We start from the raw sequence: 14827 nt of genomic DNA, 5'->3' as shown, positions 1-14827 counted from the left end.
GCCCCCCACTACGACCACCAGGGCCGCCGGCTCAACCGAGCGACACCGCGAGAAGACCGGCCTCCGCATCGGCCTTCGGCAGGCTGATCCTCCCACGGTGGCTGACCTCGACCTGGTAGAATTGAGGCCCCTTCGGCACATTGGGAACCGTTACCGGGAAGTCGCAACCGTCCAGGGACTTCGGTTTGCCCCCACCGAGCGTGCCGGTGGCCAGGACCCGGCCGCCCTCGTCGTACACGGTGACCGAGGCACCCATGGCGATGTCGCTGTACCCGCCACGGCCGGCACACGCGGCTCCCTTGGTGGAGCCGGTATTGAGGGACATGGACCCGGTGAGGGTGAACGTCTCGGGCACGGCCGGGTCAGCAGAGGAGGACAGACCCCACGTCAGACCGACCGCCCCAGCACCGGCCGCGAAGCCGACCAGGCCGGCTACGAGCCACACCGGCACTCGCACGCTCGGCCCGGCCGGCTTCTCGACGGCCGCCTGTAGGGGCTCTGCGGTGGGTGCGGGCGGCATGGCAGTGGTCTCGTCCATGCCCGCGAGCATCCCAGCCTGCAAAGCTCCCGTGTGGGCGGTGGAACCGAATCGTGATCAAAGCCTTCCCGGCCGTGTCCCAGGTCGCCGACTTGCGCCGGCAGGAACGGGCGAAGCGCTCCGCCGCCACCCGGTGCACGAGGAAGCGTCCGTTGGGGCCGAGCCGAATCGGGTCGGGGCCGTCCGGCTTGCCGACCAGCCCGTAGAGCGTCGTCGCCGGCGTCCCCGTGGCCTCCGCCGACTGCTGCACGCTGAATCACTCGACACCGCGAGCTGCTGACTGACATCCGCTCTCCCGCCCGTGGACCCGACGGCCGGGATCAGTCCCAGGGGCTGTGGCCCAGGTCCGCGGCGGTCTCCTCGTCGTCCTCGTGCAGGAACCGCGGAGCGGCAACGCCTCTGATGCCGATGTCGCTCAGCGGCCATTCTTCGAACTGGTCGCGCAACAGCCTGACCAGGAACTCGGTCATCCCGAACGGGTAGACCGTCCAGCCTGCATGGCACCGCGACCAGACGGCAACCGGCCGGCGGTCCGGAGCGGGGTTCGCGGCGACCCAGGCGAGCGTGTCCGCCGCCTCGGTGTCGACCCAGACAAGCATGTCCTCCACCCGGTACAGGCCCTTCTGGGCGGGCACCTCCCAGTCGTCCGCCGTGTCCCGCAGTATCCCGGGAAGGAGCGTGCCACCCGTAAGCCTGGACCAGCTTTCAGGACGCGACACGGCCGCACCTTACTGATCCACCTCAGGGCGGCGAGAAGCACCTCGACCACGTCGTCGACGGCCTGGGGGTCGGAGGACGGACGCAGGACGCCCGCCGCCCCGGTTCACGGGGGAGCGCCACCTCGGGGCCGTACGGAGCCGTCGTTCAGCCGTGCGTCCGCGGGGAGCGGTGTTGTGGCGCCGCGCCGTTCCCTGGCCGCGTCGGCACGCGCGGCCGGGCGATCCAGCAATTGGTCTACTCCAATCTGTCCTGAATACGTCGTCACAGCGGGCACCGGACTGCCGTTCACTGTTCCTTCCGAGCGGCCGGGTTCGCCGCCGCACGACCGGTCGACGTGGGAGGCGGGATGCGAAGGGCCTTGCGCCGGCTGGTCGTTGGGGTTGCCACCGGGCTCGGAGCGGGTGTGGTGGCAACCGTGCACGTCGACGGCCGGCTGCCGCTGGTGCCCGCCCTGTGCGTGGACGGGGTCGTCGGGGTGGGCTGGCTTTCACTCCTCGCCCTGGCCCTGCCGCCACGACGGTCCGAGGGGGCGTCGGTGGACGACGGCGACGGGCGGTCGGAGCGGGCCGACGTCCCGTACCGGACGGACGGCGAGCCTCGCGCGACGACGCACTGGCGAGGTCGCCACTGGCCCTGACCCCGGCCGGGCTCTCGGCCCGAACCCGACCCTACGGGAACCGGCCGAGGTCGGGTCGCGGCCTTTCCGCCGTGGGCGGCTCCTGCCACCATGACGCGAGGAACCCCGGAGCGAGGGAGAGCTGTGGTGCCGACGGTGAGCGTGAGTTCGGCGGTCATGACCCACCCGGTACGCCTGGTCCAGGCCCGCGAGCTGGTCGAGCGGCTCGGGCTGGACGGCCTGGCGCTCGATCCGGAGCCGGACGGCCCGCCCTCGGCGCTGCGGACGGCCCTGGTCGCCTGGGCGGCGGCGGACGCCGGGGGGAGCCATCACCTCGTCGTCCAGGACGACGTGTCGGCCCCGGAGAACCTGGTGGCGCTCGTCGGCCGCGCGGCCGCGCGGTTCCCCGACGAGGCCCTGGTGTTCTACACGAACTGGCACGCGCGCAACGGCGGTGCCGCCCGGCTCGCGGCGCTCGCCGGCGCCGGCTGGGTGCGGGCGGTGCCCGACGAGTTCACGCCGTCCCTCGCCGTCTGCCTGCCGCTCGACACGGTGGAGGGCTTCCGCCGGTTCGCCACCGGCAGCGCCGAGCGGCACGACGACGAGCTGTTCTCCGTCTTCTTCCGGGCGCGTGGCCGGATGAGTCTGATCGCCGTGCCCACCGTGGTGGAGCACATCGGCACCAGCAGCATCAACGGCCATGCCACCCAGGGGATCCGGCTCGCCGTCTGCCCCGTGGACGCCGCCGACGCCGCACCGCTGCTGGAGCGGGGCCGCGTCCTGGAGGAGCCGGGGTGGATCCCGTACATGCGGTACGGCGAGGGCTACGTACGGCTCGTCGGCCAAGAGCACGGCCCGGACGGCGGTCGCGGTCATCACCGCTGGCGCGACGCCCTGCCGGCGACCGGCGTTCCGGAGCGGGCCGTGCGCGACGCGGTGGCGGCGGACATGCCGGAGGACCTGGCCTCGGAGGTGGCCCGGCGGTTCGGCCGGAGCTTCGCCGAGGAGCTGTGGATCCACTGCCTCCTGCTCGGCCGGCAGGCGGCCGAGGCCGCCCGCCGGCTGGGCACCGGCCCCGTCGGCACCAACGGCACCGGCGACGTCCCGCCGGCCGCCCTCGCCCGGCTGCGGGAGGCGGCGGTGGCCACCGTCGGCCCCGCCGGCCTGCCGCCCGAGCGCCGCCCCGAGGCCGGTCCGGACGAGGTGCGGCTCATGTCCGCCTTCGCGTGGACCGCCGTCAGGGCCGGGGAGCGGTTGCGTCCGGCGTGACCTCGGGCACGGCCTCCGGGGTGACGTCCGCCTCGACCGGATGGGTGATCCACACCCCGGGTTCCCAGTACGAGCCGAGGTCCCGTGCGCGCTCGATCCGCAGCGTGGAGAGGCCTCCCGGGAAGACGTAGTCGCCGTCCTCCGGGAAGTCGAGGCCGGTCCAGCGCTCCCATTCGGCCACCGTTCCGGTGATCCGCGACGAGCGTTCCGAGGCTCCGGCGATCGTGCCGCCGGCGCCCACCTGGGTGCGGATCCACGGGTCGAGCGGGGCCCCGTCCGGGCGCCGCCAGCCCGCGTACCGTTCGATCGGCACCAGCGGGTACCGGTCCTTCCAGGTGGGGCGCACCGGCACCAGCACCGTCTCCAGGGCGGCTCGCCGCGCCACCTGGCGCATCGCGTCGAGGAGCACGGTGGAGAAGCCCATGCGCTGGTAGTCCTCGGCGACCTCGATGCCGAGTGCGCACAGGGCACCGGCGGGCCGGCCCGCCGCGCGGTCCGCGAACGCCCGGGCGATCGAGTCGTCCAGCCCGGGGCCGAGGTCGGCGGCGGTGCCGCCCCAGGTGCGCGGCAGCGAGCGTCCGGCGCCCGCCACCAGCTCGCGCTCGTCGTCGTACAGGACGAACTGGTAGTCGGGGAACTCCTCGAACAGCCGCTCCCAGTAGGTGTCGTTGACGTCTCCGTGCAGGTTGTACTCGGGCACGATGCCGGCGAACCGTTCCGGCATGCGGTCCCACAGTTCGGGGCGCTCCGCGTGGGTCACCACGACCAGGGCCATCGGGCCGTCCTCCTCTCCTCGTGTCCCTACCGGACCCGCCGGTCCTACGCCGGGACTTCGACGTCCCAGACGATGACGATCGGCAGCCCGTCCCAGGCCGCCCGGGCCGCGTCCGCGATGAACTCCTCGTAACCGCCGGGCGCCAGGCGCCCGTTGAAGAGCGGTTCGTGGCAGGCCCGCACCCGCAGCCCCGCGCCCGTGAACGCCTCCAGGTACCGCCCGGGGAGGTGGACGTGGTTGCGGACGAAGGCGAGCCGGTCGGAGCCGTGCACGAAGAGGCACTGCCCCTGCAGGGCGATGACGAACGGGTGCATGTCCGAGACGAGGATCCGCCCGCCCGGACGGACCACCCGGGCCAGCTCGGACACGGCCGCCGCGAGGTCCGGAAGGTGGGTCATGGCCAGGGAGCAGACGGCGAGGTCGACCGAGTCGTCGTCGAGCGGCAGCTTCTCCAGGTGCCCGGTCCGGAACTCGGCCTGCGGGGCGCGCTCGCGGGCCCTGGCCAGCATCTCGGGCGACTGGTCCACGCCGACGGTGCGGTGCCCGCGGGCGACGAGGGCGCCGGTCTGGCGGCCGGTGCCGCAGGCCGCGTCGAGGGCGGTGCCGGCGGGGAGGGTGTCGAGGATCGCGTGCAGCACGGGCTCCTCGACCTCGATGTAGGAGCTGGGCAGCGAGTCGTACACCGCCGACCAGGAGGCGTAGCCCTCGGCGGCGTCGAGTTCGCTGACGGCGGCGCCGCCGTCCGGCAGCCGCTCCTCACCCGAAACGAAGCGCCGGATGTCCTCGACGCGTTCCCGGAGGAACGTCTCCTCCCCGTCCACGGCGTGGCGCAGGAGCGCCAGCCCCTCGATTCCCAGGACGAGTTCCCGTACCCGGAATTCATTGTTCATGAGAGCCCCTTGTCGATGACCGGAGGTGACGGATTTCGCGGTAGCCCGACGGGCGCGGCCGGATTTCGCCCTACCCGGTTCGGCGGAAAGAACTCGGCCGGCCGGTCCGGGTGTCCGAAAGGCGGCCCCGAATGACCGGTTCACGGCGCCGTTGCCCGGAATTCCGGCACCCCCTAGCATGGCTTGCCGAAGCGGCCGGAATGAATATTCGACGGTCGATCGTTCTGCTGGGGAGGCGGAATGATAGAGGGTTATCTCGGGCGGGAAAGCGTCACTTCCGGCGGACGGCTGACGGTCCACGTCTCCACCGACGCCGCCCGGTTCCGGCTGAGGTTCTACCGGCTGGGAGAGACGGTGGAGCCGGTGGCGGAGTCGGACTGGTACCCCGGTTCGCTCCACCTGCCGCCCCCGCACCCCGACGGCGTCCCCGGCCGGGCCTCGCCCGCCCACGACTGGAACTGGCCGCCGCTCACCCTGCCCGTGCCGGAGGACTGGACTCCCGGCATGCACCTCGTCCAGTTCATCGAGGAAATCGAGGACGGCGAGGGCGGTGAGGGCGGTGAGGCCAGCGAGGCCGGTGAGGGTGGTGAGGCCGGTGAGGGTGGTGAGGCCGGTGACGCACCGCCGCCGCTGGACGCCGCGAGCCTCGAGGGCCCCGCCCGCGAGTTCTTCGTCGTGCGGCCCCGGCTGGCCGGCAGCCGCTCCCGCATCCTCTACAAGAAGTCGACCTTCACCCGGCACGCCTACAACCGCTCCGACCGGCCCGGCGAGGAGCGCGCCGTCAGCCTCTACGATCACCCGGCGTACCTGTCGGACGGCGCTTTCCGCGGGCACAAGGTGAGCCTGCACCGGCCGGGTGGAATCATCGACCTCGCCTACTGGGACGCCCCGTTCATCGCCTGGCTGGAGCGCAACGACTACCCGGTCGAATTCTGTACGGATCTCGATCTCCACGAGGACCCGGAACTGCTCTCCTCGTACGACCTTCTGCTCAGCGTCGGCCATGACGAATACTGGAGCGAGGCGATGCGCGCCCACGCCGAACGATTCGTCCGGGAGGGCGGGAACATCGCCTTCCTCAGTGCCAACACCTGCTGGTGGCGCATTCACCCGACGGACGGGAACACCGCTTTCGTCTCCGACACCGACCACCACGTGGGGGACGAGTATCCGCACCTTCCCGCGACCGACCAGTGGTGGCCGGCGGCGCCGAACGGCGCGGGCCGCCCCGAGAACTCGCTCACCGGGGTGAGTTTCCGCAACGGCGGAATGTGGCCGAGCACCGAATGGCCAGGGGACCGTCCGCGCGAGGGGTACACCGTGCAGCACGCGGACCACTGGGTCTTCGCCGGCACCGGTCTGCGCGACGGCTCCGACGGCGGCGAGCCCGACCGGCTCGGCGCGGGCACCCCGCTCATCGGATACGAGTGCGACGGCGCCGCCTATGTCCGGGACGCGCGGGGCGTGGCCCGGGCGACCGGCGAGGACGGCACTCCCGCCTCCTTCCTCATCCTCGGCATCCACGTCCTCGATCCGGTCCACGAGGACTTCCACCACGTCAAGTGGGGCCACTGGAACGGCCCGGTCCGGGAGCCGGGCCTCGCCAGCCCCCGGGCCGCGACGATGGGCGTCCACACGGCCGGCGGCACGGTGTTCACCGCGGGCACCACCGACTGGCCGGTGGTCTGCGGGAGGGAACAGGACGCCGGCGTCGTCCAGGTCACCCGCAACCTCCTGGACCGGTTGCGGCACCGCGCGGCGCTCCGCTGAGCAGTTCCCGCAGCCCGCGGATCCGGGCCGCCCCGGCCGGCAGGGGCGGTTCCGCTCCGCGGACCGCCGGGTCCGGCCGGCGCAGGTGGACGGGCCGCAGCCCGGCCGCGAGCGGTCCGAGGACGTCGGGCGCCCACATGTCCCCGACGAACAGCACCTCCCCCGCCCGCAGCCCGCACCGCTCCAGCAGCACCCGGTAGATCAGCGGGTGCGGCTTGCGCGCCCCCGCCCGGGCGGAGCCGACCACGACGTCGACCACCGCGCCGAGGCCGAGCTCCTCGACGTGGTCCTCCAGGTTCCAGTACCAGTTGGAGCAGACGCCGACCAGCAGGCCGCGGTCGCGGAGCTCCCCGAGGACGGGACGGACGTCCTCGAAGAGCTCCAGCCGGACGGCCTTCATGGCCCGGTCGATCTCCTCGACCAGGCCGTCGAGCTCGCGCTCCGGCACCCCGCAGGCCCGCGCCCTGCGCCGCAGCCGCTCCAACTCCCAGCGGTGGTAGGTGTTTTCGTCCACCGATTGGGCCGCGTGCTCCTCGCCCTCGCCGGGGCCCACCGCCCACTGGTCGCCCCAGCGGGCGCCCTGGGCGGCCAGGCCCCGGCGTTCGAAGATCGCGCGGTGGTCGGGCGGCAGCGGCTCGACCATCCGCACCAGCGTCCCGTAGAAGTCGAAGACGACGGCACGGATCTCCGGCAGCGCCTCGACCGGAAGCGCGATCGGCAGCGCCTGAGGCAGCGCGTTCAGCGACGCGTCCGGCACCGAACCGGCCTCAGTACCGGCCGTACCGGCGCGGGAAGTAGTCCTGGAGCCCGCCGTCCCGCTCGATGTCGACGGTCGCGCAGTGCAGCCCGCCACCGAACGGCCCGACCGCCCGGAACGGCACCGGAACGATCTCGAAGCCGTACGAGGAGAGTTGCTCCGCCAGCCGGACCTCCTTCTCCTCGATGCACAGGGTGTTCTCGTCGAGGTTCAGCATGTTCCCGGCGAGCCACGGGCTGCAGAAGGACAGCTTCGGCGGGTGGTCCCAGCTCGCGGGCTGCACCGCCTCGACGATCTCCCAGTCGTTGAGCCGGAAGAACTCCATCAGCTCGGCGTCCGCGAGCCGCTCGCCGCAGTGCAGCACCAGGCCGGGGCGCAGCGGCACCCAGGTGGCGTCGATGTGCAGCGGGTGGGTGTTGGTGGAGGTGACGGCGTGCACCCGGTGGTCGGGGAAGTGGCGCTTGAGCCACTGGTAGCCGCTGCGGTTGGTGACGAAGGACAGCTGGACGAACAGGTCCTTGCCGAAGCGGGCGACGTCGGCGGCGTCGAACAGGGGCTCGGCCTCGGTCAGCACCAGGTCGTAGTCGCGGACCCGGGCGAGTTGTTCCTCGGTCGACAGGTCGTTGTAGGTGTCCCAGAACTTGGTGTGGTACGAGGCGTCGGTGAGGCGGGGCTTCGGGGCGGCTTCCCAGCGCATCCGCTCGTCGGCCTCGAACAGGCTCTGCAGCACGGGCCGGTAGCACAGGTACTCGTGCCAGCGGCTGCGGTAGGACATGGTCGCTTCGAGGACCTCGTTGCCGACGGTCAGCAGCAGGTCGCGGGGCGGCATGCAGCCGAACATGGAGTCGTGGGTCCAGTCGGGCGTGCTGACCTGCCGGGTGAAGTCGACGGGGGTGGGGCGGTCGACGCGGATGCCGCGGCGGCGCAGCAGTTCGGCGAAGTCGTCGAGCTGCTGTTCGGCCTCGGCGACCATGTCCGCGGGCATCGGGCCGTGGGTTCCCAGCGGGAAGCCGTCGTCGGGGTAGTCCCGGCGGACCGCGTGCTCGGGAGCCTGGACCACGGTGCCCTCGGCGCGCCCGACGATCACATGACGCAGGGGGTCCCAGCCGTTCCAGGCGTTGACCCGCACCGGCCGTTCGGCGGCGTCGGGGTTCGCTTCGGGCGCGGTCGTCGTCTGCTCGGTCACGTACAAGCCCTTCGATCGGGGTCGTGTGGGTGACGCGGGGTCGTGCGGATGACGCAGAGGCCCAACCTGCGGGTGCCACCCAGGAGGAGTCAAGGCGTTGCGCCCTCTGCGGGACACCGAACGTCATCTTCCGGCCGAATGTCCGCGCCTCCGCGCCGTCGGCGGATCAGACGGGTAGTCAGAAGACCGCCCCCATAGCGAACTTGGAGACCCCATGGCCATTCGCGTGTCCTGCCACCCCCTGGTGCTCACGTTGCTCCTGTCCCTGGCCGCCGCCGGGTGCGGCTCCGGATCGGGCGGCGGCTCCGGGGCCGGCGGCAAGCTGACGGTGTGGCTGGCCGTGGACGCCCAGGAGAGCTGGCCGCAATTGGTCCAGTCCACCAACGACCGCTTCGCCAAGGCCCACCCCGGGGTCCAGGTCGAGGTCCAGTACCAGCAGTGGACGACGAAGAACCAGAAGCTGGACGCCGTCCTCGCCGGGAAGAACGTGCCCGACGTGGTGGAGATGGGCAACAGCGAGACCACCAACTACATCGTCAACGGCGCCTTCGCCGCCCTCGACCCGGCGGGCTTCGACCAGTCGGGCGCCTGGCTGCCGGCGCTCGCCGACGCGTGCCGCGCCAACGGCAGGTCGTACTGCGTGCCGTACTACGTCGGGGCCCGGGTCGGCGTGTACCGCACCGACTACTTCACGCAGGCCGGTGTGCCGGGCGCCCCGAAGACGTACCCCGAACTGCTGTCCGCCTTCGACCGGCTGAAGAGCACCGTCGGCGCCCAGGACCCGAACTTCTCCGCCTTCTACATGCCGGGCCGCTACTGGTACGCGGCGATGGCCTTCGTGAAGGACGCGGGCGGCGAGATCGCGGTGAAGGAGGGCGAGCGCTGGAAGGCCTCGCTGTCCTCGCCGAAGTCCGTCGCCGGGCTCACCGAGTGGAAGCGGCTGATCGACGCCTACTACGTCGGCGACCGGGCCAAGGACAACGGCGACCAGCCGGCCGTCGTCGGCCAGGGCCACGTGGGCGTGTTCTACGGCAACACCTGGGAGGCCGACGCCGCGGCCGACGAACGCTCCGGCGGGGATCCGAAGCTGAAGGACAAGTTCGCCACCTTCCCCTTCCCCGGCCCGTCCGGGAAGCTCCTGCCGCCGTTCCTGGGCGGCTCCACCCTGGCGGTGCCGGCCAAGTCGACGCGCAAGGACCTGGCCACCGACTGGATCAGGATGTTCACCGACCGGGAGTCGCAGAAGACGCTGATCGCCGCGAACACCCTGCCCAACAACACCACCCAGCTGGCCGAGGTCGCGGCCGGGGGCATCAACGGCCCGGCCGCCCAGGCCGCGGCGACCGGGGGCTGGATGACGCCGTTCGCGCCCGGCTGGACGTCGGTGGAGAAGTCCAACGTCCTGCCCGAGATGCTCGAACGGATCGCCAACGGCAAGGCGTCGGTGCAGGACGCCGCGCGGGAGGCGGACCGGCGGATCGACGAAGTGATCAATGAGCGCTGACCCGGGCCGGCGGCGGCGTCCGCTGCTGCCGTACCTGCTGATCGGCCCGACCGTCCTCGCGCTCGTCCTGGTGCTCGGCTACCCGCTCGTGGACATGGTCGTCCTCTCCTTCCAGGACATGACCCGCGAGCAGCTGTTCAGCGGCAGCTCGCCGCCGTGGGCCGGGCTGGACCAGTTCCGCCGGATCCTCGGTGACGGGTTCTTCTGGACGGTGGTGGCCCGGACGGTGCTGTTCACGGCGGTGTGCGTCGCCCTCACCGTGCTGTGCGGGCTGTTCACCGCGCAGCTGATGCACCGGGTCTCCCCGTGGGTGCGGGCCGTCATCGCCGGGGTGCTGGTCACGGTGTGGGCGATGCCCGTCATGGTCGCCGCGTCGATCTTCCGCTGGCTCTTCGACGCCGACTACGGCGTGGTGAACTGGCTGCTCTCGAACCTGCCCGGGGTCGACCTGGCCCGCCACAACTGGTTCACCGACCCCTGGCAGGGGTTCTCCGTCATCGTCGCCGTCGTGGTGTGGGGCTCGCTCCCGTTCGCCGCGATCACCCTGCGGGCCGCGCTGGCCCAGGTGCCGCCGGAGCTGGAGGAGTCCGCGGTGCTCGACGGGGCCCGGCCGTTCCAGGTCTTCCGGCACGTCACCCTGCCGGCGATCAGACCGGTGCTCGTCATGGTCACCACGCTGTCGGCGATCTGGGACTTCGGCGTGTTCAACCAGATCTGGCTGATGCGCGGCGGCCAGCCCGAGCGGGAGTACTACCTGCTGGGCGTCTACTCCTTCATCGAGTCCTTCGCCGTCAACCGGTACAGCACCGGGGCCGCGATCGCGCTGGTGACCGTGGTGCTGCTGCTCGCCGGATCGGTCGTCCACCTGCGTCAGATGTTCAGGACGGGAGAGATCGAATGAGGCGACGGCGGTCGCTGGGCCACGACCTGCTCGGGCTGCTCGTCGCGGCGGTGATCGGCTTCCCCGTCTACTGGATGGTGCTCACCGCTTTCCGGCCGGCCACCGAGATCCTCAGCCTGCCACCGGAGTTCTGGCCGGGCCGGTTCACGCTCGACAACTTCGCCCGGGCCCTGCGCACCGAGACCTTCTGGGCCAACGTGCGCTCCAGCGTGGTCATCGGTCTGGGCACCGTCCTGGTGTCCCTGGTCGTCGGCGTACTCGCCGCCTTCGCCCTGGCCCGGTTCCGCTTCGCGGGCCGCAGAGCGTTCGTCGTGGTGATCCTGATCGTCCAGATGGTCCCGCTGACGGCCCTGGTCATCCCCGTGTACCTGCTGCTGAACGACGTCGGGATGACCGACAGCCTCACCGGCGTGATCCTCACCTACCTGGTGTTCACGCTGCCCTTCACGGTGTGGATGCTGCGCGGCTTCATCGCCGGCGTCCCCGTGGAACTCGAGGAGGCGGCCATGGTCGACGGCTGCGGCCGCCTCGGCGCGTTCCGCCGGGTGGTGCTCCCGCTGCTCGCCCCCGGCATCGTCGCCACCTCCGTCTTCGCGCTCGTCCAGGCGTGGAACGAGTACGTCCTCGTCTACGTCCTGCTGTCGAGCCCGAAGAAGCAGACCGTCAGCATCTGGCTGGTCTCCTTCCAGACCAGTTTCGGGACGGACTACGGCGGTCTCATGGCGGGAGCCACGCTGACCGCCCTGCCCGTCGTCGTCGTCTTCCTCGTCGTCCAGCGCAGGATCGCCTCCGGCCTCGCGGCCGGCGCGGTCAAGGGCTGAGCGCGAGCGCAGGAGGCCCGGCTCTCCCGGCGGCACCCCGTTCACGTCCACAGGAGGATTCCGTGACGCACGACCTCGCCCACCGCGGCACCCGCCGGGTCCTGCGCGTCCTCGGCGATGCCGGCCCGGTCTCACCCCAGCAGCGCCTCGAACTGGAACTCGGGCGCGGTCAGCGGTTGCTCGGACCAGATGACCTTGCCCCGGGCCGTGTACCTGGTCCCCCACCGCTCGGCCAGCTGCGCCACCAGGAAGAGGCCCCGGCCGCCCTCGTCCGTGGTGGCGGCGTAGCGCAGGTGGGGCGCGGTGCTGCTGCCGTCGGAGACCTCGCAGACCAGGCTGCGGTCCCGCAGCAGGCGCACCCGGATCGGCTCGGCGCCGTAGCGGATGGCATTGGTGATCAGCTCGCTGAGGATCAGTTCGGCGGTGAAGGTCAGGTCCTCCAGGCCCCAGGCCGTCAGCTGGTCGGTGCACTCCTTGCGGACGCGCGACACCGCGGCGAAGTCGAACGGCACGGTCCATTCGGCCACCTGGTCCGGCCGGAGCAGCCGGGTGCGCGCGACGAGGAGCGCGATGTCGTCGCTGCGGCGCGGTGGGAGCAGCGCGCCGAACACGGCCCGGCAGGTGTCCTCCGGGGAGTGGTGGGCCTGGGCGCCGGCCAGGGACAGCCGCAGCTCCGCGAGTCCGGTGTCCAGGTCGCGGTGGCGGTTCTCGACCAGCCCGTCGGTGTAGAGCACCAGCGAGGTCCCGGGCGCCAGGCGCAGCCCGGCGGTCTCGAAGGGCAGTCCGCCGACCCCGAGCGGCGGGCCGGCGGGCAGGTCGGCGTACTCCACGGTGCCGTCGGGACGGACCAGCGCGGGCGGGGGGTGTCCGGCCCCCGCCATGGTGCACTGCCCGGAGACCGGGTCGTAGACCGCGTACAGGCAGGTGGCTCCGGTGACGGGCGCGCTCTCCTCCTCGCCCTCGGCCCCGTTCGCCTCGTCCTGGTCGAGCCGGGTGACCAGTTCGTCGAGGCGGGCGAGCAGTTCGTCCGGGGGCAGGTCGAGGGCGGAGAAGTTGAGCACGGCGGTGCGCAGCCGCCCCATGGTGGCGGCGGCGTGCAGGCCGTGGCCGACGACGTCGCCGACGACCAGGGCCACCCGGAAGCCGGGCAGCGGGATGACGTCGAACCAGTCCCCGCCGACTCCGCGCAGCGCCGGGAGGTAGCGGTAGGCCACGTCCAGGGCGCTCTGCTCGGGCAGGCCCCGGGGCAGCAGGCTGCGCTGCAGGGTCTCGGCCATCCGGTGCTCGCGGGTGTAGCGGCGGGCGTTGTCCACGCACACCGCCGCCCGGGCCACCAGTTCCTCGACGAAGGAGAGGTCCTCCTCGCCGAACGGCGGGGACGTGCCCGCCCGCCAGAAGTTCACCGTGCCCAGGGACAGGCCCCGTGCCCGCAGCGGCGCGGTGATCAGCGAGTGCACCCCGAACGAGAGCACCCGGTCGGCGGCCTCCGGGTCGCGCGCCCGCCAGCCGTGCTCACGGCGCAGGTCGTCGGTCAGCGCGGCGTGCCCGGTCCTCAGGGCGGTCTCCTCGGGGCTGCCGGGGAGCGGGGTGATCTCCGTGCCGACGGGCATGAACGGCCAGTCGGCGATGCCGCCGCTGCCGCTGCTGGCGGCCGTACGGTGGATCCGCAGTCCCTGCTCGATGCCGAGGTCGGAGAACAGCTCCTCGCCGTGCAGCACCGGGTCGGCCAGCTCGACCGTGGCGAAGTCCGCGAACCGGGGGACCGCCACGTCGGCCAGCTCCTGGGCGGTCCGGGTGACGTCCAGGGTGGTCCCCACCCGCAGCCCCGCGTCGTAGAGCAGCTGCAGCCGGGCCCGGGCCGCCTCGGCCTGCCCGGCGAGCGCCCGCAGCTCGGTGGTGTCCCGGAGGGTCGCGACGCCGCCCGGCCCGCCGCCGAAGGGGGCGGTGGGGCGGTTGCTGACGGCGAGCAGCCGGTCCCCCGCCCGGTGCACTTCGTCCGTCGCGGACCGCTCCGAGACCAGCAGCTCGGCCAGCCCGGGTTCGAGCCCGAACTCGGCGACCTCTCGCCCCTCCGCGTCGGGCGGCAGGTCGAGCAGCCGCCGGGCCTCGTCGTTCGCGAGCACCACCCGGCCGTCCCCGTCGACGATCAGCACGCCCTCGCGGACGGCGTGCAGCACCGCGTCGTGGTGCTCGTACATCCGGGTCATCTCCGCCGGGCCCAGGCCGTGCGTCGTGCGGCGCAGCCGACGCCGCACCAGCACCGCCCCGAGGGTGCCGAGGGCGAGCGCGGCCGCCGCGCCACCGATCAGGACCGGAAGCTGCCGGCTCACCGTGCTGCCCACGTGCGCGACGCTGATCCCGACGCCGACCACGCCGGCGACCGAGCCGTCCGGTCGGAGAACCGGCGCACCGGACTCCACGACCTCTCCGATGGGCGTCTGGAAGCTGTCGGTGGTCGGCCCGGCGAGGGCGTGCTCGAACGGGCCGACCACGTGCTTGCCGATCAGCTCGGGGCTCTCGGCCGTGTAGCGGATCCCCTGCGGGCTGGCGAACACGACGTAGTCGAAGCGGCCCTCCTTCACGACCCGGTCGGCCAGCGGCTGAAGCACCGCGGTCGGATCGGGGCCGTCCATCGCGCTCACCACACCGGGGTCCTGCGCCAGGGCGACGGCCGCGGCGCGGGTGCGACCGGCGGCCACCCCCGTGGCGTAGCGGTGGGCTTGCAGGAGCAGCGCCGTCAGCGCCGCGCCGACCAGCACCACCACCACGACCAGCAGCCACACGAACACCTGCCCGGCGACACTGCGCACCCGCAGCCGGGAAAGCAGCCGGTGCGGGGCCGACCGGTGCGGCCCGGGCCCGGCCGTGGCTTCGTTCCCGGCATCGTGGCGGTCCGCTGCGTCCATCGGCCCGGGTCAGCTCTCGCCACGGTCGGTCATGCGGGTCTCCCATCGTCCGGCGGCTGAGCGGAGTCCCCGAGTCGGTGGCGTCGTCCTCACCCCGGACGCCACCTCGGCTCTCAGACTAGTACCGGGCCCCTGGCCCTGCCTCGACGACCTGCCGCACCTTCACGACCGTCC

13 protein-coding genes are annotated in these 14827 nt (G+C 72.5%); 6 read left to right on the top strand and 7 right to left on the bottom strand.

Annotated features, from left to right (window positions below):
• Positions 1 to 31: 31 nt before the first annotated feature.
• Both ACFWP2_RS21755 and ACFWP2_RS21750 read right to left on the bottom strand, forming a co-directional pair.
• On the bottom strand, positions 32 to 538 hold the full coding sequence (locus tag ACFWP2_RS21755; RefSeq protein ID WP_380453791.1) for a hypothetical protein: 507 nt from the start codon (positions 536 to 538) through the stop codon (positions 32 to 34).
• A 320-nt stretch (positions 539 to 858) separates the two neighbouring features.
• Positions 859 to 1173: a hypothetical protein gene (locus ACFWP2_RS21750; RefSeq protein ID WP_380453789.1), complete on the bottom strand. Its 315-nt coding sequence runs from the start codon at positions 1171 to 1173 to the stop codon at positions 859 to 861.
• A gap of 491 nt (positions 1174 to 1664) precedes the next feature.
• Between ACFWP2_RS21750 and ACFWP2_RS21745 the strand changes: the two genes are divergently transcribed.
• Both ACFWP2_RS21745 and ACFWP2_RS21740 read left to right on the top strand, forming a co-directional pair.
• A complete protein-coding gene (locus tag ACFWP2_RS21745; protein WP_380453787.1) occupies positions 1665 to 1895 on the top strand; it encodes a hypothetical protein in 231 nt (76 codons plus the stop codon).
• A gap of 126 nt (positions 1896 to 2021) precedes the next feature.
• Positions 2022 to 3143: a hypothetical protein gene (locus tag ACFWP2_RS21740; protein WP_380453785.1), complete on the top strand. Its 1122-nt coding sequence runs from the start codon at positions 2022 to 2024 to the stop codon at positions 3141 to 3143.
• On the opposite strand, the gene ACFWP2_RS21735 is transcribed toward ACFWP2_RS21740, so the two are convergent.
• Positions 3112 to 3918 (bottom strand): N-acetyltransferase, encoded by an 807-nt coding sequence (locus ACFWP2_RS21735; RefSeq protein WP_380453783.1) that lies wholly within the window; start codon positions 3916 to 3918, stop codon positions 3112 to 3114. The genes ACFWP2_RS21740 and ACFWP2_RS21735 overlap by 32 nt on opposite strands.
• A 44-nt stretch (positions 3919 to 3962) precedes the next feature.
• Entirely contained in the window at positions 3963 to 4808 is an 846-nt protein-coding gene (locus tag ACFWP2_RS21730) for a class I SAM-dependent methyltransferase (RefSeq protein ID WP_380453781.1), read from the bottom strand.
• 240 nt (positions 4809 to 5048) lie between these two features.
• On the opposite strand from ACFWP2_RS21730, the gene ACFWP2_RS21725 reads away from it, so the two are divergent.
• Positions 5049 to 6578: a N,N-dimethylformamidase beta subunit family domain-containing protein gene (locus ACFWP2_RS21725; protein ID WP_380453779.1), complete on the top strand. Its 1530-nt coding sequence runs from the start codon at positions 5049 to 5051 to the stop codon at positions 6576 to 6578.
• Here ACFWP2_RS21725 and ACFWP2_RS21720 read toward each other — a convergent pair.
• Entirely contained in the window at positions 6529 to 7335 is an 807-nt protein-coding gene (locus ACFWP2_RS21720) for an HAD family hydrolase (protein ID WP_380453776.1), read from the bottom strand. The two genes, ACFWP2_RS21725 and ACFWP2_RS21720, sit on opposite strands and share 50 nt — an antisense overlap.
• Positions 7336 to 7345: 10 nt before the next feature.
• Positions 7346 to 8521, bottom strand: a complete 1176-nt coding sequence (locus ACFWP2_RS21715) for a serine/threonine protein kinase (protein WP_380453774.1) — start codon at positions 8519 to 8521, stop codon at positions 7346 to 7348.
• Positions 8522 to 8735: 214 nt separating this feature from the next.
• Between ACFWP2_RS21715 and ACFWP2_RS21710 the strand changes: the two genes are divergently transcribed.
• The 3 genes from ACFWP2_RS21710 to ACFWP2_RS21700 are packed head-to-tail and all read left to right on the top strand — an operon-like array spanning position 8736 to position 11747.
• Positions 8736 to 10025: an extracellular solute-binding protein gene (locus tag ACFWP2_RS21710; protein WP_380453772.1), complete on the top strand. Its 1290-nt coding sequence runs from the start codon at positions 8736 to 8738 to the stop codon at positions 10023 to 10025.
• Positions 10015 to 10926, top strand: coding sequence for a carbohydrate ABC transporter permease (locus tag ACFWP2_RS21705; protein ID WP_380453770.1), 912 nt, complete (start codon positions 10015 to 10017; stop codon positions 10924 to 10926). Before ACFWP2_RS21710 ends, ACFWP2_RS21705 begins: the two co-directional genes overlap by 11 nt.
• Positions 10923 to 11747 carry a carbohydrate ABC transporter permease gene (locus tag ACFWP2_RS21700; protein WP_380453767.1) on the top strand — a complete coding sequence of 275 codons (825 nt, stop codon included), beginning with the start codon at positions 10923 to 10925 and terminating at the stop codon, positions 11745 to 11747. The genes ACFWP2_RS21705 and ACFWP2_RS21700 overlap by 4 nt, the downstream gene beginning before the upstream one ends.
• A 131-nt stretch (positions 11748 to 11878) precedes the next feature.
• Here the strand turns inward: ACFWP2_RS21700 and ACFWP2_RS21695 are convergent, their stop codons facing one another.
• Positions 11879 to 14653, bottom strand: coding sequence for a SpoIIE family protein phosphatase (locus tag ACFWP2_RS21695; RefSeq protein WP_380453765.1), 2775 nt, complete (start codon positions 14651 to 14653; stop codon positions 11879 to 11881).
• Between the last annotated feature and the right edge of the window lie 174 nt (positions 14654 to 14827).

This window comes from Kitasatospora sp. NPDC058444, assembly GCF_042721415.1.
Lineage (GTDB): Bacteria > Actinomycetota > Actinomycetes > Streptomycetales > Streptomycetaceae > Kitasatospora.
This window is presented reverse-complemented; position numbering and strand designations above follow the sequence as displayed.

What these genes read in the sequence shown, in the direction of transcription:
- ACFWP2_RS21755 (WP_380453791.1), bottom strand. Translation starts at nt 538, where the DNA reads ATGGACGAGACCACTGCCATGCCGCCCGCACCCACCGCAGAGCCCCTA.
- ACFWP2_RS21735 (WP_380453783.1), bottom strand. Translation starts at nt 3,918, where the DNA reads ATGGCCCTGGTCGTGGTGACCCACGCGGAGCGCCCCGAACTGTGGGAC.
- ACFWP2_RS21730 (WP_380453781.1), bottom strand. Translation starts at nt 4,808, where the DNA reads ATGAACAATGAATTCCGGGTACGGGAACTCGTCCTGGGAATCGAGGGG.
- ACFWP2_RS21725 (WP_380453779.1), top strand. Translation starts at nt 5,049, where the DNA reads ATGATAGAGGGTTATCTCGGGCGGGAAAGCGTCACTTCCGGCGGACGG.
- ACFWP2_RS21710 (WP_380453772.1), top strand. Translation starts at nt 8,736, where the DNA reads ATGGCCATTCGCGTGTCCTGCCACCCCCTGGTGCTCACGTTGCTCCTG.
- ACFWP2_RS21705 (WP_380453770.1), top strand. Translation starts at nt 10,015, where the DNA reads ATGAGCGCTGACCCGGGCCGGCGGCGGCGTCCGCTGCTGCCGTACCTG.
- ACFWP2_RS21700 (WP_380453767.1), top strand. Translation starts at nt 10,923, where the DNA reads ATGAGGCGACGGCGGTCGCTGGGCCACGACCTGCTCGGGCTGCTCGTC.
- ACFWP2_RS21695 (WP_380453765.1), bottom strand. Translation starts at nt 14,653, where the DNA reads ATGGACGCAGCGGACCGCCACGATGCCGGGAACGAAGCCACGGCCGGG.